This is a genomic window from Streptomyces sp. A2-16, assembly GCF_018128905.1.
In the GTDB taxonomy this organism is placed as follows: Bacteria; Actinomycetota; Actinomycetes; order Streptomycetales; family Streptomycetaceae; genus Streptomyces.
In genome coordinates this window covers 1507286-1525972 of record NZ_CP063808.1, presented here as the reverse complement: position 1 = coordinate 1525972, position 18687 = coordinate 1507286, and the positions used below count along the sequence as shown (strand labels likewise).

17 protein-coding genes and 1 riboswitch are annotated in these 18687 nt (G+C 70.1%); of the genes, 9 read left to right on the top strand and 8 right to left on the bottom strand.

What is annotated here, in order from left to right; translation table 11 throughout:
* Positions 1-111: 111 nt before the first annotated feature.
* The 8 genes from IOD14_RS07095 to IOD14_RS07060 all read left to right on the top strand — a co-directional run bounded on the left by IOD14_RS07095 (position 112) and on the right by IOD14_RS07060 (position 9331).
* Positions 112-2244 carry a carbon starvation CstA family protein gene (locus IOD14_RS07095; RefSeq protein ID WP_123991572.1) on the top strand — a complete coding sequence of 711 codons (2133 nt, stop codon included), beginning with the start codon at positions 112-114 and terminating at the stop codon, positions 2242-2244.
* A complete protein-coding gene (locus tag IOD14_RS07090; RefSeq protein WP_123991571.1) occupies positions 2222-2425 on the top strand; it encodes a YbdD/YjiX family protein in 204 nt (67 codons plus the stop codon). Before IOD14_RS07095 ends, IOD14_RS07090 begins: the two co-directional genes overlap by 23 nt.
* A 112-nt stretch (positions 2426-2537) precedes the next feature.
* Positions 2538-2789, top strand: coding sequence for a DUF3311 domain-containing protein (locus IOD14_RS07085; RefSeq protein ID WP_123991570.1), 252 nt, complete (start codon positions 2538-2540; stop codon positions 2787-2789).
* Positions 2786-4414 (top strand): sodium:solute symporter family protein, encoded by a 1629-nt coding sequence (locus IOD14_RS07080; RefSeq protein WP_123991569.1) that lies wholly within the window; start codon positions 2786-2788, stop codon positions 4412-4414. The genes IOD14_RS07085 and IOD14_RS07080 overlap by 4 nt, the downstream gene beginning before the upstream one ends.
* A gap of 73 nt (positions 4415-4487) precedes the next feature.
* Positions 4488-4997: an N-acetyltransferase gene (locus IOD14_RS07075; RefSeq protein WP_212669892.1), complete on the top strand. Its 510-nt coding sequence runs from the start codon at positions 4488-4490 to the stop codon at positions 4995-4997.
* A 77-nt stretch (positions 4998-5074) separates the two neighbouring features.
* Positions 5075-5157: riboswitch (cobalamin riboswitch) on the top strand.
* A gap of 142 nt (positions 5158-5299) precedes the next feature.
* A complete protein-coding gene (locus IOD14_RS07070; protein WP_123991567.1) occupies positions 5300-7678 on the top strand; it encodes a ribonucleoside-diphosphate reductase subunit alpha in 2379 nt (792 codons plus the stop codon).
* Positions 7678-8691 carry a ribonucleotide-diphosphate reductase subunit beta gene (locus IOD14_RS07065; RefSeq protein WP_212669891.1) on the top strand — a complete coding sequence of 338 codons (1014 nt, stop codon included), beginning with the start codon at positions 7678-7680 and terminating at the stop codon, positions 8689-8691. The genes IOD14_RS07070 and IOD14_RS07065 overlap by 1 nt, the downstream gene beginning before the upstream one ends.
* A gap of 157 nt (positions 8692-8848) precedes the next feature.
* Positions 8849-9331 carry a hypothetical protein gene (locus IOD14_RS07060; RefSeq protein ID WP_123991565.1) on the top strand — a complete coding sequence of 161 codons (483 nt, stop codon included), beginning with the start codon at positions 8849-8851 and terminating at the stop codon, positions 9329-9331.
* Here IOD14_RS07060 and IOD14_RS07055 read toward each other — a convergent pair.
* Entirely contained in the window at positions 9298-9468 is a 171-nt protein-coding gene (locus tag IOD14_RS07055; RefSeq protein WP_160160168.1) for a hypothetical protein, read from the bottom strand. The genes IOD14_RS07060 and IOD14_RS07055 overlap by 34 nt on opposite strands.
* Positions 9469-9560: 92 nt before the next feature.
* On the opposite strand from IOD14_RS07055, the gene IOD14_RS07050 reads away from it, so the two are divergent.
* The gene (locus IOD14_RS07050; protein ID WP_123991564.1) at positions 9561-10526 is read left to right on the top strand and encodes a helix-turn-helix domain-containing protein; all 966 of its coding nucleotides are present in this window, start codon (positions 9561-9563) and stop codon (positions 10524-10526) included.
* A 4-nt stretch (positions 10527-10530) separates the two neighbouring features.
* On the opposite strand, the gene IOD14_RS07045 is transcribed toward IOD14_RS07050, so the two are convergent.
* The 7 genes from IOD14_RS07045 to IOD14_RS07015 form a co-directional block, all read right to left on the bottom strand.
* Positions 10531-11901 carry a cytochrome P450 gene (locus tag IOD14_RS07045; RefSeq protein WP_123991563.1) on the bottom strand — a complete coding sequence of 457 codons (1371 nt, stop codon included), beginning with the start codon at positions 11899-11901 and terminating at the stop codon, positions 10531-10533.
* Complete coding sequence (gene cyc1, locus IOD14_RS07040) at positions 11898-12983, bottom strand: epi-isozizaene synthase (RefSeq protein ID WP_212669890.1); 1086 nt, start codon at positions 12981-12983, stop codon at positions 11898-11900. Before cyc1 ends, IOD14_RS07045 begins: the two co-directional genes overlap by 4 nt.
* Before the next feature lie 280 nt (positions 12984-13263).
* Entirely contained in the window at positions 13264-13914 is a 651-nt protein-coding gene (def, locus tag IOD14_RS07035; protein WP_123991561.1) for a peptide deformylase, read from the bottom strand.
* 57 nt (positions 13915-13971) lie between these two features.
* On the bottom strand, positions 13972-14952 hold the full coding sequence (locus IOD14_RS07030) for a hypothetical protein (protein ID WP_020119821.1): 981 nt from the start codon (positions 14950-14952) through the stop codon (positions 13972-13974).
* A gap of 104 nt (positions 14953-15056) precedes the next feature.
* Positions 15057-16559: a metal-dependent phosphohydrolase gene (locus tag IOD14_RS07025; RefSeq protein ID WP_249125858.1), complete on the bottom strand. Its 1503-nt coding sequence runs from the start codon at positions 16557-16559 to the stop codon at positions 15057-15059.
* Positions 16556-17863, bottom strand: a complete 1308-nt coding sequence (locus IOD14_RS07020; RefSeq protein ID WP_212669889.1) for an HD-GYP domain-containing protein — start codon at positions 17861-17863, stop codon at positions 16556-16558. The genes IOD14_RS07025 and IOD14_RS07020 overlap by 4 nt, the downstream gene beginning before the upstream one ends.
* A 172-nt stretch (positions 17864-18035) precedes the next feature.
* Positions 18036-18455 carry a roadblock/LC7 domain-containing protein gene (locus tag IOD14_RS07015; RefSeq protein ID WP_212669888.1) on the bottom strand — a complete coding sequence of 140 codons (420 nt, stop codon included), beginning with the start codon at positions 18453-18455 and terminating at the stop codon, positions 18036-18038.
* Between the last annotated feature and the right edge of the window lie 232 nt (positions 18456-18687).

The following is an 18687-nucleotide window of genomic DNA, read 5'->3' as shown; positions in this document are numbered from 1 at the left end:
CACACGGCGCGGCCCCCTCAAACCGCCCTTCGACTGATGCACGCCCTGTAGCGCAACTGCGCATCCTGCTCTACGGTCCTCCCGACTCCGTCTGGACGGGAGGACCGCCCCGTGCGTACCGCGAACGTCCGAACCATCGTCATCTGGACCCTCGTCGCCCTGGTCGGCGCGTCCGGCTGGGCCGTGCTCGCGCTCGCCCGGGGCGAGGACGTCTCGGCCGCCTGGATGGTCGCGGCCGCCCTCGGGTCGTACGCGATCGGCTACCGCTTCTACGCGAAGTTCATCGCCCACAAGGTCCTCAAGGTCGACGCGACCAGGGCCACCCCGGCCGAACGCCTCAACAACGGCATCGACTTCCACCCCACCGACCGCCGCGTGCTGCTGGGCCACCACTTCGCGGCAATCGCCGGCGCCGGACCGCTGGTCGGCCCGGTCCTGGCCGCGCAGATGGGATACCTCCCCGGCACCATCTGGATCATCGCGGGCGTCATCTTCGCGGGCGCGGTCCAGGACATGGTGGTGCTGTTCTTCTCCACGCGCAGGGACGGCCGTTCGCTCGGACAGATGGCCCGCGAGGAGATCGGCCCGTTCGGCGGCGCGGCCGCGCTGATCGCCGCCTTCGCCATCATGATCATCCTGCTCGGGGTGCTGGCCCTGGTCATCGTCAACGCCCTCGCGGCCTCACCCTGGGGCACCTTCTCCATCGCAATGACCGTCCCGATCGCCCTGCTGATGGGCTTCTACCTGCGCGTCCTGCGCCCCGGCCGGGTCGCCGAGGTCTCCCTCATCGGCGTGGGACTGCTGCTGCTCGCGCTGGTCGCGGGCCGCTGGGTCGCCGAGTCCTCGTGGGCCGGCACCTTCACCCTCGCCCCCTCGACTCTGGTCGTCTGGCTGGTGGCGTACGGCTTCATCGCCTCGATCCTGCCCGTGTGGATGCTCCTCGCGCCCCGCGACTACCTCTCCACCTTCATGAAGATCGGCACGATCGCCCTGCTCGCCCTCGGGGTCGTCATCGCCCTGCCGACACTGAAGATGGACGCGGTGACGGACTTCGCCTCGCGCGGCGACGGGCCGGTCTTCGCGGGCTCGCTCTTCCCCTTCGTCTTCATCACCATCGCCTGCGGCGCGCTGTCCGGCTTCCACGCCCTCATCTCGTCCGGTACGACGCCGAAGATGATCCAGAAGGAGACGCAGATCCGGATGATCGGCTACGGCTCCATGCTGATGGAGTCGTCGGTCGCGATCATGGCGCTGGTCGCGGCGAGCATCATCGACCCGGGGCTGTACTTCGCGATGAACGCGCCCGCCGGGGTCATCGGGACGACGGTGGACAACGCCTCGCAGGTGGTGACGGGTTGGGGCTACTCCATCTCCCCCGCCGAGCTCGCCCAGGCGGCTAAGAACGTCGAGGAGGCGTCCCTGCTCTCCCGCACCGGCGGTGCCCCGACCCTCGCGATCGGCGTCTCGGAGATCTTCTCCAAGGTCACCGGCGGGAGCCTGAGGGCCTTCTGGTACCACTTCGCGATCATGTTCGAGGCGCTGTTCATCCTGACCGCGCTCGACGCCGGCACCCGCGTGGGCCGCTTCATGCTCCAGGACATGCTGGGCAACGTGTACCGGCCGTTCAAGAACATCAGCTGGAAGCCGGGACTGGTCCTCACCAGCGCGATCGTCTGCGCCCTGTGGGGCTACTTCCTGTGGGTCGGCGTCCACGAGCCGCTCGGCGGGATCAACCAGCTCTTCCCGATCTTCGGCATCTCCAACCAGTTGCTCGCCGCAGTCGCCCTGGCCGTCTGCACCACCCTGCTGGTGAAGTCGGGACGCCTCAAGTGGGCCTGGATCACCGGGATCCCGCTCGCCTGGGACGCGACCGTGACCCTCACGGCCAGCTTCCAGAAGGTGTTCTCCAGCGACCCCAAGGTCGGCTTCTTCAAGCAGCGTTCGGTGTTCCAGGACGCCATCGACGACGGCAAGGTCCTGCCGCCCGCCAAGAGCATGGACGACATGCACACCGTGGTCACCAACTCCACGGTCGACGGCATCCTGACCGCCGTCCTCGCCCTGCTGATCGTGGTGGTCATCGCCGACGCCCTGCGGGTCTGCGTCCGGCACGTCCGCCGCCCGGCGCTCTCCACGCTCAGCGAGGCGCCGTACGTCGAGTCGAGGATCGTCGCCCCGGCCGGGCTGATCCCGAGCCGGCGCGAGAAGGAGGAGGCCCGGGATGCGGTGGCAGCGGGCTCGTAAGGCGCTCGGGGCCGTGCGCTGGTACGTCCGTGAACTGACCGACGAGTCGGCGTACGACCGCTATGTCGCGCATGTGCGCAAGGACCACCCGCAGGCGCCGGTGCCGACCCGGAGGGCGTTCGAGCGGATGAGGACGGACCGTCAGGAAGGCGATCCCCGACAGGGCTTCCGCTGCTGCTGAGGCTTCACAGAATCGACATACCGATATGCGGACGAGGTCTTCCGCTCACGTGACGGCGTGACCTAGATTGCCTGCGCGTTACAGGTGATCAGCGAGGGGACGGAGTCACGGAATGTCGGATGCGCCTGAAGTGAGACCACCGGTGGTGACGCCGGTACGGGTGGTCATCGCCCTCTGCCTCGTCGCCCCGTTCGTCGCGATGCTGTGGGTCGGCTCGTACTCCAAGGTGGACCCCACCTTCATCGGGATCCCCTTCTTCTACTGGTACCAGATGCTGTGGGTGCTGATCTCCACCGCGCTGACGATGATCGCGTACAAGCTCTGGCAGCGTGACCAGCGCGCCCGCCACGGAGGTGCCAAGTGAACGACGGCGTCAACGGCGTGGCACTCACTGTCTTCATCGTCTTCTTCCTGGCCGTCACGGCCATGGGCTTCCTGGCCGCGCGCTGGCGCAAGGCCGAGAACGAGCACAGCCTCGACGAGTGGGGCCTGGGCGGCCGTTCGTTCGGCACCTGGATCACCTGGTTCCTGCTGGGCGGCGACCTCTACACGGCGTACACCTTCGTCGCGGTGCCCGCGGCGATCTACGCGGCGGGCGCGGCCGGGTTCTTCGCGGTGCCGTACACCATCCTGGTGTACCCGCTGATCTTCACCTTCCTGCCCCGCCTGTGGTCGGTCTCCCACAAGCACGGATACGTCACGACCTCGGACTTCGTGCGCGGCCGGTTCGGCTCCAAGGGGCTGTCGCTGGCGGTGGCCGTCACCGGCATCCTGGCGACGATGCCGTACATCGCGCTCCAACTGGTCGGCATCCAGGCGGTGCTCGACGTGATGGGAGTGGGCGGCGGCGAGGACACGAACTGGTTCGTGAAGGACCTCCCGCTGCTGATCGCCTTCGGCGTCCTCGCGGCCTACACGTACTCCTCGGGCCTCAGGGCCCCCGCGCTGATCGCGTTCGTGAAGGACACGCTGATCTACATCGTCATCGCGGTGGCGATCATCTACATCCCGATCAAGCTGGGCGGCTTCGACGACATCTTCGCGAAGGCGGGCGAGGCGTTCAGCCAGACCAACCCGGCCACCGGCAAGCCGCGCGGCGCGCTGGCACCGGCCGAGCCGGGCCAATGGACGTACGCCACGCTGGCGTTGGGCTCCGCGCTCGCGCTGTTCATGTACCCGCACTCGATCACCGCGACGCTCTCCTCGAAGAGCCGCGACGTGATCCGCCGCAACACCACGATCCTGCCGCTGTACTCGCTGATGCTCGGCCTGCTGGCCCTGCTCGGCTTCATGGCGATCGCGGCCGGCGTGAAGGTCACCAACGGCCAGCTCGCCATCCCGCAGTTGTTCGAGAACATGTTCCCGGCGTGGTTCGCGGGTGTGGCCTTCGCGGCGATCGGCATCGGCGCCCTCGTCCCCGCGGCCATCATGTCCATCGCGGCCGCGAACCTGTTCACCCGCAACATCTACAAGGACTTCATCAAGCCGGACGCCACTCCGGCCCAGGAGACGAAGGTCTCCAAGATCGTGTCCCTGCTGGTGAAGGTGGGCGCGCTGGTCTTCGTCCTCACCATGGACAAGACGGTGGCCATCAACTTCCAGCTCCTGGGCGGCATCTGGATCCTGCAGACCTTCCCGGCCCTGGTCGGCGGCCTGTTCACCCGCTGGTTCCACCGCTGGGCCCTGCTCGCCGGCTGGGCGGTCGGCATGATCTACGGCACGGTCGCCGCGTACGGCGTCGCCTCCCCGACCCAGAAGCACTTCGGCGGCTCGGCGAAGGAGATCCCGGGCATCGGCGAGATCGGCTACATCGGTCTGACGGCGTTCGTGCTCAACGTCGTGGTGACGGTGGTCCTGACCTTCGTCCTGAAGGCGCTCAAGGCCCCCGACGGCATCGACGAGACCAGCCCGGAGGACTACACGGCGGACGCGGGCGACCCGGGGGTCGAGGTGAAGCTTCCCCCGGCGACTGCGGGGTCGAGCCACTAGGCACCCCGTTCACGGGCCGTCGGAGAGGTCGTCCGGCGGCCCGTTGTCGTGCCCGTCCTGCACACTCACCCGCATGGACATCCTGATCCGCCCCGCGGAACCCACCGACTACGACCTCCTCGGCGAGATCACCGCCCAGGCCTACCTCCAGGACGGACTCCTGGCCTTCGGCGACGAGGACGACTGGTACTTCCGGGAACTCAAGAACGTGGCCGAGCGAGCCGCGGAAGCCGACGTGCTGGTGGCCGCAGCGGACCACGACCGGATCCTGGGCGGAGTCACCTACGTCCCGTCCGGCGGCCCCCTGGCCGAACTCGCCCGCCCCGGAGAGGCCGAGATCCGCATGCTCGCCGTGGCCCACGAGGCCCGCGGCCAGGGCGTGGGGCAAGCCCTCGTCCAGGCCTGCATCGACCGCGCGAGCGCCGCAGGCACCGGCACCGGACTCGTCCTGTGCACCCAGCCCACCATGCACACCGCCCACCGCCTCTACGAGCGCCTGGGTTTCACCCGCGCCCCGGAGCGCGACTGGCATCCGATCCCCGGCGACGACTTCACGCTTCTCACCTACAAGTTGACGCTCTGAAGTCACCGCGACACAACATATGGGCCTGCTTCCATCACCCGACACAAGATGTATGCTCATGCTCGCTGTCGCCGCAGGGGAATCCGGTGCGAATCCGGAACTGTCCCGCAACGGTGTACTCATGCGTGCTTGCACGTATATGAGCGTCAGTCCGAGGACCTGCCGACAGTACGCCCGGCCACCGTGGCCCGGGTGTCATGACGTCCGGGCCTCGTGGAATGGGCCGGTGGACGCGACGCCGTGCGCGCTCGTGTGCTGCCCCCTGCCCTCAAGGCCCCGTGCCCAGCGAGGGAGAGCCCCACGTGACCATCGCGCCAGCCGGCCCGGCTTCAGCGATCGAGCGGACCGAGCAGGAGAACGACGGCCCCGGTGCCGCGTTGCTGCGGACCCTGACCGAGCTGACCGCCGACCTTCCCGACGCCGACCCCGGCCGGGTCGCCGCCGCCGCGCTCCGCGGCCGTTCGGCACGGGGGGCCTCCGCCGAGATGGTCGCGGAGTTGCGGGAGCTGGCCACCGAGGCGGCGGCCGGCCTCATCTCCGAGGACCCCGCGTACAGCAGGCTGGCGGCCCGGCTGCTGACCCTCTCCATCGCCGCCGAGGCCGCCTCGCAGGGCGTCACCTCGTTCACCGCGTCGGTCGCCGTCGGCCACCGCGAGGGCCTCATCGCCGACCGGACCGCCGAGTTCGTGCGGGTCCACGCCGAGCGGCTCGACGCCCTCGTCGACACCGAGGCCGACGACCGCTTCGGCTACTTCGGGCTCCGTACCCTCCACAGCCGCTACCTGCTGCGGCACCCGATCACCCGCAAGGTCATCGAGACCCCCCAGCACTTCATGCTCCGGGTGGCGTCGGGTCTCGCCGAGGACGACACCCTCAGGGCTCTCGACGAAGTCGCCGCGCTCTACGGGCTCATGAGCCGCCTCGACTACCTGCCCTCCTCCCCCACCCTCTTCAACTCCGGCACCCGGCACCCCCAGATGTCGTCCTGCTACCTCCTCGACTCCCCGAAGGACGAGCTCGACTCCATCTACGACCGCTACCACCAGGTCGCCCGGCTCTCGAAGCACGCCGGCGGCATCGGTCTGTCGTACTCCCGCATCCGCTCCCGCGGTTCACTGATCCGCGGCACCAACGGGCACTCCAACGGCATCGTCCCGTTCCTGAAGACGCTGGACGCGAGTGTCGCCGCGGTGAACCAGGGCGGCCGGCGCAAGGGCGCGGCCGCGGTCTACCTGGAGACCTGGCACTCCGACATCGAGGAGTTCCTGGAGCTGCGGGACAACACCGGTGAGGACGCCCGCCGTACGCACAACCTGAACCTCGCGCACTGGGTGCCGGACGAGTTCATGCGCCGGGTGAACGCGGACGCCGAGTGGTCGCTGTTCTCCCCCGCCGACGTGCCCGAGCTGGTCGACCTGTGGGGCGAGGAGTTCGACGCGGCGTACCGGAAGGCCGAGGAGCGGGGCCTGGCGCGCAGGACCATCCCGGCCCGTGACCTCTACGGCCGCATGATGCGCACCCTCGCGCAGACCGGCAACGGCTGGATGACCTTCAAGGACGCCGCCAACCGTACGGCCAACCAGACCGCCCTGCCCGGGCACACCGTCCACTCCTCCAACCTGTGCACGGAGATCCTGGAGGTCACCGACGACGGGGAGACGGCGGTCTGCAACCTGGGGTCCGTGAACCTCGGCGCGTTCGTCGACACGACGACCGGCGACATCGACTGGGAGCGGCTGGACGCCACCGTCCGCACCGCCGTCACCTTCCTCGACCGGGTCGTGGACATCAACTTCTATCCGACCGAGCAGGCCGGGCGGTCCAACGCGAAGTGGCGTCCCGTCGGTCTCGGCGCGATGGGCCTCCAGGACGTCTTCTTCAAGCTGCGGCTGCCCTTCGACTCGCCGGAGGCCCGGGCCCTGTCCACCCGGATCGCCGAGCGGATCATGCTCGCCGCCTACGAGGCCTCCGCCGACCTCGCCGAGCGCGGCGGCCCGCTGCCGGCCTGGGAGAAGACCCGTACGGCGCAGGGTGTGCTGCACCCCGACCACTACGCCACGGACCTCACCTGGCCGGAGCGCTGGGCGGCCCTGCGCGAGCGCATGGCCACCACGGGCCTGCGCAACTCCCTGCTCCTCGCCATCGCGCCCACCGCCACCATCGCCTCGATCGCCGGGGTGTACGAGTGCATCGAGCCGCAGGTCTCCAACCTGTTCAAGCGCGAGACGCTGTCCGGTGAGTTCCTCCAGGTCAACTCGTATCTGGTGAGGGAGCTCAAGGAGCTCGGCGTCTGGGACGCCCGCACCCGTGAGGCGCTGCGCGAAGCGAACGGCTCGGTGCAGGGCTTCGCGTGGATCCCCGAGGACGTACGGGCGTTGTACCGCACGGCATGGGAGATCCCGCAGCGCTCGCTGATCGACATGGCGGCGGCGCGGACGCCGTTCCTCGACCAGTCCCAGTCCCTGAACCTGTTCCTGGAGACGCCGACCATCGGCAAGCTCTCCTCGATGTACGCGTACGCCTGGAAGTCCGGGCTGAAGACGACGTACTACCTGCGCTCGCGCCCGGCGACCCGTATCGCCCGCGCCGCGCAGCAGACGGTCCCCGTCCAGCAGACGGCCCCGGAAGACGCCGTCGCCTGCTCCCTGGAAAACCCCGAGTCCTGCGAGGCCTGCCAGTAATGACCACCGAAGCCAAGAACCTTCTCGACCCGGGCTTCGAGCTGACCCTCCGCCCCATGCGCTACCCGGACTTCTACGAGCGCTACCGGGACGCCATCAAGAACACCTGGACCGTCGAGGAGGTCGACCTCCACTCGGACGTCGCCGACCTCGCGAAGCTCAGCCCCTCCGAGCAGCACCTCATCGGCCGGCTGGTCGCGTTCTTCGCGACGGGTGACTCGATCGTCGCGAACAACCTGGTGCTGACGCTCTACAAGCACATCAACTCCCCGGAGGCGCGGCTGTACCTGTCGCGCCAGCTCTTCGAGGAGGCCGTGCACGTCCAGTTCTATCTGACGCTGCTCGACACCTACCTCCCCGATCCGCAGGACCGGGCGGCGGCCTTCGACGCCGTCGAGAACATCCCCTCCATCCGTGAGAAGGCCGAGTTCTGCTTCAAGTGGATCAACGAGGTGGAGAAGCTGGACCGCCTCGAGTCCCGGGCCGACCGGCGTCGCTTCCTGCTCAACCTGATCTGCTTCGCCGCGTGCATCGAGGGCCTCTTCTTCTACGGCGCCTTCGCGTACGTCTACTGGTTCCGCAGCCGGGGTCTGCTGCACGGTCTCGCGACCGGCACCAACTGGGTGTTCCGCGACGAGAGCATGCACATGTCCTTCGCCTTCGACGTGGTCGACACCGTCCGCAAGGAGGAGCCGGAACTGTTCGACGAGCAGCTCCAGCAGCAGGTCACGGACATGCTGGCGGAGGCCGTCGAGGCGGAGCTGCAGTTCGCGCGGGACCTGTGCGGCGACGGGCTGCCGGGCATGAACACCGAGTCGATGCGGCAGTACCTGGAGTGCGTCGCCGACCAGCGCCTCACGCGGCTGGGCTTCGCCCCGGTGTACGGCTCGGAGAACCCGTTCTCCTTCATGGAGCTGCAGGGTGTCCAGGAGCTGACCAACTTCTTCGAGCGGCGGCCGTCGGCGTACCAGGTGGCGGTGGAGGGCACGGTCGACCTGGACGAGGACTTCTGACCGGCGTCCGCCCTTCCGACGGGGTCCACCCTCCGACGGGGTCCGCCTTCCGACGGCATCCGCCCTCCGACGGCGTCCACCTTCTGACGGACCTCCGTCAAAACTCGGTGGATCCGGGTACGCGTGGGACACGTCTCATCGACGAGGAGGCCATCCCATGCGCCCTGCGACCCACCGCACCGCCCTCACCCTCGCGGCACTGACGCTGCTGCTCGCGGGGTGCGGGACCGAGGCCGGAAGCGAAGGGGGCGGCGGCGACACCGTGTCGCCGCCGCCGCCCTCGTCGTCACTTCCGCCGTCGCCCCGGTCCCCGTCCCCGTCGCCGGACTGCACGGCCGCCTCGGAGCTCGACGCGGCCGACAGCGGCAGCACGGTGTGTCTCGCGGTGGGCGACACGATCCGCGTCTCGCTGGACGGGACGAAGAGCCGCCCCTGGAAGCCGGTCACCGTCGACGGCAGCGGCCTGGAGCCCACCAACAGCGGCATCGTCCTGCTGCCCGGCGACGCGAACTCCGCGTACCGGGCGGTCTCGGCGGGACAGCTGCGCCTGAGTTCACAGCGCCCGCTGTGCGCCACCGAGACCGGCAAGGTGTCCTGCAAGGGCATTCAGGAGTGGTGGGTCGCCGTCGAGGTGAAGTAGCGCCTCTGCGCGGCCCGGATCTGCCGGTCCACCCGCTTGTCGTGCACGATCCCGATCACGGACGGGAGCACCAGCAGGACGAGGATTCCGAGAACAATCAGCATTCCGATCAGTCCTTGTGTCTGTGCGGTCGTCATGTCACTACTGTCGCGCCGCAGACTCCTTACAAACAGTGGCAGGACTGCCGCTCACCCTCGATTTACTGCCAACCCTGAGGCACACTGGCAGCATGCTGACGAACGTGGCCGCCGTCGTCCTGGACGGCGTGAATCCCTTCGAGCTCGGGGTGGTCTGCGAGGTCTTCGGGACCGACCGCAGCGACGACGGACTGCCCGTGTACGACTTCGCGGTCGCCTCCGCCGAGGGCCCCGTGCTGGCCTCGCGCTCGGGCTTCTCCCTGCACGTCGAGCACGGTCTGGAGCGGCTGGAGTCGGCCGACCTGATCGCCGTGCCGGCCGGCGCCTGCTACGAGACGCGGGAGTTCCCGCCCGAGCTGCTGGAGGCCCTGCGCAGCGGGGTGGAGCGCGGGGCCCGGGTGCTCAGCGTGTGCTCCGGCGTCTTCCTGCTCGCCGCGGCCGGACTCCTCGACGGCCGGCGCTGCGCCGTGCACTGGCATCACGCGGAGGAGCTCGCGCGCGCGTATCCGCGGCTGACGGTCGAGCCGGACGTCCTGTACGTCGACGAGGACCCGGTGATCACCTCCGCGGGCACCGCCGCCGGCATCGACGCCTGCCTGCACATCGTGCGCAAGGAGCAGGGCCCCGAGGTCGCCAACAAGATCGCCCGCCGGATGGTCGTACCCCCGCACCGGGACGGCGGGCAGGCGCAGTACATCGAGCGGCCGCTGCCCCGCTCCCGGTGCGACACCGTCGGCGAGGTGCTCGTGTGGATGGAGCGCCACCTCGACGAGGAGGTCACCGTCGAGCAGCTCGCCGAGCGCGCGCACATGTCCCCGCGCACCTTCGCCCGCCGCTTCCAGCAGGAGACGGGTACGACTCCCTACCGCTGGATCCTGCGCCAGCGCGTACTGCTGGCCCAGCGGCTGCTGGAGGCGACGGACGAGACGGTGGACGCGATCGCGGGGCGCGCGGGGTTCGGCACCGCCGCTGCGCTGCGTCACCAGTTCCTGCGCGCGGTGGGCACCACCCCGAACGCCTACCGGCGCACCTTCCAGGGCCCGGAGGCGGCCGCCTGACCCGTCACCTCGGCACGGGCCTCACCAGGAGCCGGTTCGGCCGCAGGGTGATGCCCGGCCGGGGGGTGTCGTCGGAACCGGCCACCTGCTCGAAGCGGTACTTCCGGGCCAGCGCCGCCGTGAGAAGCGTCAGCTGGGCCATCGAGAAGTGGTCGCTCGGGCACTTCCGGTTGCCGGTGCTGAACGGACTCATGGCGTGTTTCGGAACCGACGCGGCCCGATCGGGACTCCAGCGCAGCGGGTCGAACTCCGCGCTGTCGTCGAAGGACTCGGCATCCCGCTGGATCGCGTACGGGCTGTAGACGATGTCGGACCCGGCCGGAATGCGATAGCCACCGAGTTCGGTGTCCCGTACCGCCCGCCGCGTCAATATCCATACCGCGGGCCACAAACGCATGGTCTCGACCACCACATAGTTCGTGTACCTGAGCGACCGTACGTCCTCGAATGCCACAGGACGGCCACCGGTGACCGATTCGACTTCCGCGCACACCTTGTCCGCGTGTTCCGGATGTTCGGCGAGCACCTGAAGCAGCCACATGATCGTGGACGCCACGGTTTCGCCGCCGGGGGTGAGTATCGCGACGACCTGGTCGTGGATCTCCTGTTCCCCGATGGGGTCGCCATTCGCGTCCTTCGCCGTCAGCAATGCCGTCAGCAAATCGTCCGGCTTTTGACCGGATGCCCGGCGTTCGGCGACGATCTCGTCGACCACGAGATGCAGATCGGCCAACGCCCGGTTGAATGCGAGGTTGGCCGGCAGCGGCAGCCTGTACAGCGGTCCCGCGGGTATCACCATTCGCCGGTACATGCCCCGGAAGACGGTCGTGAGCGCGACGCACAGCCGCTCGGCGCGCTCGTCCATGTAGTCGCCGCGCAGCAGGCAGCGGGCCGCGATGCGCACGGCCACCCGGAAGGACTCCGAGGTGGCGTCGACCGTCTCGCCGGGCTGCCAGCGCTCGGCCAGCGCCTGTGCCTCCTCCTCCATGATCGGCCCGTAGGCCGGTATCGCGTCGAGCCGGAACGCGGGCTGGATGGTGCGCCGCTGACGCCGGTGCTGCGGGCCGTTGGCCGTGGCCACGCCCTCCTTGCCGACCAGGCCCTCCAGGGACTCCCACAGCGGCCCGGCGATGATGAAGTCCGGGTTGAGCGCCACGGCTCCGGTCAGTTCGGGGGTGGTGGGCGCGTACACGGCCTTGGGGCCGAGCCTGAGGCGTACGACGTCGCCGTGCCGCCGCAGCCCGGCCAGGAAGCTCAGCGGATCACGGACCAGGCGCCAGCCGTGTCCGAGGACGGGGACGCGTCCGCCCGCGAACGGCGGCTCACGCAGCTCGGGAGCCACCGTGGCTTCGGGTTTCACAGATTCGACGGTCATTTCTCACCTGCCGCTTCGTTGTTGACGTACGGGGGCGTGGACCGGTCGTCCCAGCTGTCGACCATGTATCGGCCGGACTCGTGGTGGAACCAGTAGACGGTGCTGAACCAGTTGCGCATATTGCGGACGCAGGCCCGGACGGCGGCGCTCAGTTCCCTTCCTCGCACGGTGCCGTCGTCGAGGCCGTCCGCGAAAAGGAGGGCGTCGGCCTCGGCTACGAGAAATGCGTCCACGCATTTCTCGACCAGCCTTCGCATGTGCCTGATCGCCTCTTCGAGGGTGAGCCCCTCATGCTTGATGAGACTGATGCCGAGATTGTGGACCTCATCTCCCGCGATTTCTTTCGGAAGCGAACAGAGGTCGTTGTACCAGGCGGCGAATTCCTGGCTCAGCAGGGCCGCCCGCCGATATGCCGGATGGTTCCTCACCCCATCCGGGAGTTCGCATCCCGCACTCGCCTCGAGGAGATCCGTCCAGATCCAGTGCGCGAAGGTGAGCCGACGCAGCTGCAGGTATTCCGCAACCGTGGGAATGGTCCCCCTGGTGCGATTGCGGAATTCCCGGTCGTAGGCCTCGATCACCTCGTGGAAGTGCCCGGCGAACCGGGTGTTCCAGCTCTGCGGCAGGAACGAGTACAGCCGCACCACGCAGTCGGCGAAGGCGGCGACCAGCGGATCCCTGTGGTGCAGATGATCCCGTGGCGAGTCGAGCGCCGCATGCAACCGGAACCTCAGCCGCCGCCACGCGCCCGGACGGCGGTGGACGATGTCGCGGTCGTGCCGGTCGTCCCAGACGAAGAACCACGCGCTGTAGTCCGCTATCGCCTGGAGCACCTCGTCGGAGGCACCGATGTAGTACCCCGCCATCAGATCCGTGTAGCACAGTCCGTCGGCATATTCCGCCACCTTGTCCGCCGGCATCAGCCGTTTTTCCAGAAGCCAGGTGCGGGTCTTCTCCTGGAGCCTGGGCCAATACGGATGCAGTTGCCTGGGAAACGCGGCCTCGATCACCGGGAGAGAGAGCGACGGTGGAACCGCGATCGCCGTCGGCGTCGATGTGGTGCTGTGTGGGAAAGCAGACACGAACAAACCCCTTCCAGCCGCCAGTTGACGCACGCCCTGCCGCTGAACCGGGCGTGCGCCGTTGCGTATCCCCGCACTTCCCATTCAGCACCACAACTGACCATTCTGGGAACGGATTTGCTTCATTCACTACCCCACAGTGTCGGAATTCTCCCCTTGTGTGACCTGAATCGGATCACTATGTGAGCGCATCCGATCGAACGTGCGACGCACATGCGAACGGCGCCTGTTCAGGGAGTGATTCCTGAACAGGCGCCGTGCGTACGGGACTTGTGGGACGTCAGTCGTTGGCGACCACGGGGTAGCGGGGCTCGTTCTCGGCCATCTGCCGCAGCGCGTCCTTGCGTTCGCGCTTGGAGAGCCGGTCGATGTAGAGGTAGCCGTAGAGGTGGTCGGTCTCGTGCTGCAAACACCGGGCGAAGTAGCCGGTGCCACGGACCTTGACCGGGTTGCCCTTCTCGTCCTGCCCGGTGACCTCGGCGTAGTCGGGGCGGGCGAGCGGCGCGTACGCGGTGGGCACCGACAGACAGCCCTCGTTGCTGTCGTCGAGCCGCCGCTTGTCGGCGGGCAGGTCCACGAGCCTGGGGTTGCAGACGACACCCACGTGCCGCCGGCCCTCGTCGTCCTGGCAGTCGTAGACGAAGACCTTCAGGTCGACACCGATCTGGTTGGCGGCGAGGCCGACCCCCTCGGCGGTGCGCTGGCTGGCGAACATGTCCGCGATCAGCTGGTCGAGCTCCGCACCGAACTCGGTGACGTCCTTGCACTCCTTGTGCAGCACGGGGTTCCCGACGACGGTGATGGGCCGCGAGGTGCCGCGCTCACGCCAGGCGTTCTCCCGCTCCTCGGTCTCCTCGGTGTCGATGACGAACCCCTCGTCGTCGACGGGGAGCACGCCCGCGTGCTGCTGATCGGTGTCCTGCTGGGCCATGACCGACGTATGCCTTCCTGGAAACTGGGATTCAGTGCTCAAGGGTACGGCGATGTGTCAGCAGACCTCTTCCAGGTCTCGCCAGTCCCGGGAGTCGGGGCTGTCCGCGACCCACCCGTCCAACAGTCCCCGGACCAGCGAGGCGGGCGCGGCCACCCCGCACTCCCGCTCCGGCACCCACAGCTGCCCGTCCGTGCGGTGCCCCAGCGGCCCGGGGTGGCCCGGCTCACTGTGATCGTGCGGATCGAGGTGCTCCCCGTCGCCCTCGTCGGACGGCATCCGCGACTCGGAGCACATCCGGCACAGCAGCCGCACGGAGGAGGACCAGTCCTCCGCCGCGAACCCGGCATCCGCGGCCAGCTGCTCCAGGGCGTCCCGGTCGGCCTCGGTGGCGGCCTCCAGCAGCACCACCCACGTCGGCACCGGTGAGGGCGCCCACAGCTCGATCTCGTCGAAGACGGGATACGCGTGCCCGGACGCCGTGGTCCGTTCGCCGTGCGGCACCCCGTCGTGCAGGACGACCTCGCCCCAGCGCCGCCCCGAGGACGGCAGCGGGATGGACAGCACCTCGATGCGGGCGGGGTCGAGCCGCCGCCCCCAGACCACCTCGGCCTCGCCCTCGGGAGACAGCCGTACGGCCGCGCTGCCGAGGTCCATGCCGAGCGGCTCCCCGGACGCGGTCGCCCCGCCGGGCACCCGCAGCCCGTACGCCTGCCAGGCCCGCCGGGCCAGCGGCCAGTCCTGGAGCGCGGTCGCGGCGATGCCGACGTTCCACCAGTCGGGCGCCCCGGTCTCCCGGTCGAGCAGCGCGACGGCCCTGAGGCCCGCGGCCCGCGCCTGCTCCCAGTCGTGCCGGAACTTGTGCAGCAGGGCGAGGTTGAACCAGGACTCGGACAGCCACGGCTCCAGGTCCGCGGCACGTGTCAGCAGCGCGCCCGCGTCCTCGTACCGGCCGTCGCCGATCAGCGTGAACGCGCGGTCCGTGGCCTGCCGCCAGGAGGCGGAGGGCCGGTGCCGTCCCTTGCCGAAGATCCTCACGATTCCCGCCTGCCAGTTCCGTCGAGTGGGCTGGCTGTGCCCCCGGACACCCTCTCTCTCGCATCCAACCACGTGTGCTCGGAAGGGCGCTCATTACCCATGGGTTACCCCGTCATGGGGGAGGTCAGACAGTCTCTTGACAGCACCCTGGCCAGCGCCTCCACGACCTCCGGAGCGTAGTCCCCCGCGGTGCCCAGGCGCAGCTCCTCGAGCGCGGTCAGCGGCCCGCCGGGCCCGGCGTCCCGCGCCTTCTCCTCGTACGCGTTCACCGCCCGCACGATCCGCGCGGCCTGCGGCTGCTCCCGGCAGGGATCGGCCTGCCGCTCCACGACCACCGCGACGGCCGCGTCCACGCCCGTCTGCCGTACGACGGCCCCGCCGAGCAGGGCGATCCTGCGCTGTTCGGCGAGGGGCAGCCCCGCGGTGGCTCCGGCGGGGACCGGGTCGACGAGGCTCAGCTGGCCGATGTCGTGCATGAGGGCGGCGTACTCCAGAACGGTGAGCTCGGGCCGGGACATCCCGAGGTCGCGCCCGACCTCGCGGCTGAGCGCGGCGACCCTGTGCGCGTGCCCGGCGGGGGTGTAGCCGGCGATCTCGGTGGCGCGGGCGAGGGAGGCGATGGTCTGCCGGTAGGTGGAGCGCACGGCGGCGTACCGGCGCACCGCGAGCTGGGTGAGCAGCAGCGGCACCGAGAAGACGGGCAGCGCCCACAGTCCCGCGACGGCCACCGCGAGCGCCATCACGGCCCCGGTGGCGACGACGGCGGACCCGATGCCGAGCAGGGCCCGCAGCTCGTCCCTGAGCAGCGGGCCGAAGGGCCAGCGGGTGCGGGAGTGGGCGAGGGCGGCCGCGAGCACGGCGTCGCACAGCGCGGTGAGCGAGAGCAGGGCGAGCAGGAGCAGGGCGTAGGCGGGGCCGTCCCACTGGGTGAAGGTCCCCTGGTTGTAGAGGGGTTGGAAGCACACGGCGGCGAATCCGACGGTGAGCACTCGGCGGGCGAGCTGGTCGGCGGTGGGGCCCTGTCCGCGTCCGACGTGCGGCACGCTGCCGACGAGCGAGGCGGCGAGGACCACGGTCACCACCTGGGCGGCGCCGTGATGCGTGGGCACGCCCGCGTTCTCGCCGAGCAGGGCGTACGACAGCGCCCCCGCGGCACCGAGCGGCGCGGCCTCCCTGACGTGCGGGCCGCTGCGCCGGTTGAGCTCACCGACTGTGATCAGCACTCCGAACGCGAGGGCGGTGCCGCGCTCCTCGAGACCGGTCCAGAGGACGAAGGCCAGCGAGCCGAGGGCGAGGAGGGCGGCGGAGCCGTGGACGGAGGTGAGGACCGACCGGGACCGACGCCTGCCCGCACCCCGGCCCACCCGACGAGCCCCACCGCCGCCCCGGGACCCGTCCGCACCCGCCCCGGACTCCGTGGACCGAGGCGCACCGGATCCCGCCGGCATCGACTCCGTGGACAGCGGAGCACCCGATCCCGCCGGCATCGACTCCGTGGACAGCGGAGCACCCGATCCCGCCGGCATCGACTCCGTGGACAGCGGAGCACCCGATCCCGCCGGCGGCTCCCCCGTCACCGGTCCCCCCTCCGGCTCGTGCCCGCTCATCGGCGTGCTCCCGGGCGCCCCGCCACTCTGGGCCGGGGACGCGGTACCCCGGCCTCGTCGGCCGTGACCGCGGGATGCCAGCCGTGGTGGGACAGGGCGCGGACGAGGGCCGTCACCATCCGTGGGTCGAACTGGCTGCCCGCGCACCGCTCCAGCTCCTCCAGCGCGGCACCGACGGGCCGGGCCCGCCGGTAGGAGCGGGTGGAGGTCATGGCGTCGAAGGCGTCGGCCACGGCCACCACCCGCGCCGACTCCGGGATCTGGCCCCCCATCAGACCGTACGGATACCCGCTCCCGTCCAGCCGCTCGTGGTGGTGCAGGACGGCGGCCCGGGCCTCCCCGAGGAAGGAGATGCCCCGCACCATCTCGTGCCCGTACTCGGGGTGCAGTTCGATGATCCGCCGCTCCTCAGGGGTCAGCGGCCCGTCCTTCCTGAGCAGCCGTGTCGGCACCCCGAGCTTGCCCACGTCGTGCAGGATCCCGGCGAACCGCAGCACCTCGATCCGGGCGTCGTCCATGCCGAGCTCCCGCGCGATCATCATCGACGCCTGCCCGACCCGCTCGCTGTGCCCGCGCGTGTACTCGTCCTTGATGTCGACGGCCTGCACCAGCGCCCGGATGGTGGCCTGGTGCGCGGCGCGCTCGCGGTGGTACTGCGCGAACACCCACCACGACACGCACATCGGCAGCAGCACGAGCAACGCGGCGACGGGACCGTAGGGACTGCGCCACAGCACGGCCATCATGAGCCCGGCCAGCCCGTGCACGGCGACAGGGGCCAGGGAGCGGAGAAACAGACCGCACCAGGCCCGCCGTACGGGAATCCTCTCGGCGAGCGCCAGGATCCCCCCGTCCAGCAGGCTCAGCACCAGGCAGAAGACGAGCACCGCGCCCCCGGCCGGAACCAGCGCGTAGGGGAAGTCGGCGGTCACGACCGCGTCCCGGCCGCCCAGCGCCCAGTGCACCCGTGCCGCCGCCCACACGCTCACCGTGAGCTGCGCGGCCCGCCAGATCCGGCGCAGCCCTCGCGGACGCCGCTCGACCGGGGACAGCAGTGCCCCCGGCAGCGCGACGAGGGCGGCGGCCGGGGGCGGCAGCAGAAAGGCGCCGGCGAGGAGAACGGGATGGAAGGTACCGGCGAACCGCCATCGGGCGGCGGCCCGCTCGCATCCGGCGTACAGCGCGGCGAGCAGGGCGGGCGCCCACCAGGGGGTGCGGACGGCCGGCAGCGGCAGCAGACACAGCAGTGCGACGACGGCGACACAGGCGACGTACGCACGCGCGCGTGCCGACACCGCCTCCACGCCAACGCCCTCCCCGGCCGCGCCTGTTCCGGCTCCGGAGCCTAGAACGAGGGGTGGGTCGAGCGGGCCGCTATGGGGGAATCTGCGAGCATATCGCCCCAGAATTAGCCCGATCGAGTGACCAACGAGCGAACCTTCCTCCGGGTGTCCGTGTACCCGTGTACCCGTGCGGTCAGCGGGAGACGTCCGCGGCGAGCACCTTGCCGAGTTCCTCCACGACGGCGGGCGACTCGCGCTGGAACGCGGCGAGGTCGAGTCCCTCGTCGCCCACGACGGTGAGCAGCGCGCGGTCGCCCACGGCGGTCACGACGACGTGGCCCGAACCGCCCCGCACGATCACCTCGCGCAACGGTCCGGCGCCGCACTGGTCGGCCATGCGCCGGCCCACGCCGAGGGTCGCGGCGGCGAGCGCGGCGACCGACTCGGGGTGCACGGAGTCGACGTCGGCGACGACGAGCAGTCCGTCCGCGGTGGACAGCAGGCTCTCGCTGACGCCCATCACCCGGTCGCGCAAGGAGGCCAGGAGGTCGGTGAGGGCGGCGGCGGAGTCCTGCGGTGCGCCGTCCGGCTCGGGCGACGGGGTTTCGGTCATGGACACGTGCTCCTTGCTCCGGACGTCGGCGGGGCTTCGCTCGGACTCCGGCTGTCGTCGAGAGCCCCCAGCCCCTGACGCACACGCCGCAGCGTCTCGATCGAGGGTTGCTCGGCGGCCGTTTCCTCGGGCGAGGGGGTCGGATACGCGAACGGCGGTGCGGGGGTCGGGGAGGCACCGCGCACGGGGAGGGGTGGGCGTGCGGGCGGGGGCTCGGTGAGGGGGCGGGGAG

Coding starts and splice junctions, on each gene's coding strand:
- IOD14_RS07050 (WP_123991564.1), top strand. CDS start 9,561: ATGCTGACGAACGTGGCCGCCGTCGTCCTGGACGGCGTGAATCCCTTC.
- IOD14_RS07055 (WP_160160168.1), bottom strand. CDS start 9,468: ATGACGACCGCACAGACACAAGGACTGATCGGAATGCTGATTGTTCTC.
- IOD14_RS07090 (WP_123991571.1), top strand. CDS start 2,222: ATGCGGTGGCAGCGGGCTCGTAAGGCGCTCGGGGCCGTGCGCTGGTAC.
- IOD14_RS07025 (WP_249125858.1), bottom strand. CDS start 16,559: ATGAGCGGGCACGAGCCGGAGGGGGGACCGGTGACGGGGGAGCCGCCG.
- IOD14_RS07075 (WP_212669892.1), top strand. CDS start 4,488: ATGGACATCCTGATCCGCCCCGCGGAACCCACCGACTACGACCTCCTC.
- def (WP_123991561.1), bottom strand. CDS start 13,914: ATGGCCCAGCAGGACACCGATCAGCAGCACGCGGGCGTGCTCCCCGTC.
- IOD14_RS07060 (WP_123991565.1), top strand. CDS start 8,849: ATGCGCCCTGCGACCCACCGCACCGCCCTCACCCTCGCGGCACTGACG.
- IOD14_RS07085 (WP_123991570.1), top strand. CDS start 2,538: ATGTCGGATGCGCCTGAAGTGAGACCACCGGTGGTGACGCCGGTACGG.
- IOD14_RS07015 (WP_212669888.1), bottom strand. CDS start 18,455: ATGACCGAAACCCCGTCGCCCGAGCCGGACGGCGCACCGCAGGACTCC.
- IOD14_RS07045 (WP_123991563.1), bottom strand. CDS start 11,901: ATGACCGTCGAATCTGTGAAACCCGAAGCCACGGTGGCTCCCGAGCTG.
- IOD14_RS07065 (WP_212669891.1), top strand. CDS start 7,678: ATGACCACCGAAGCCAAGAACCTTCTCGACCCGGGCTTCGAGCTGACC.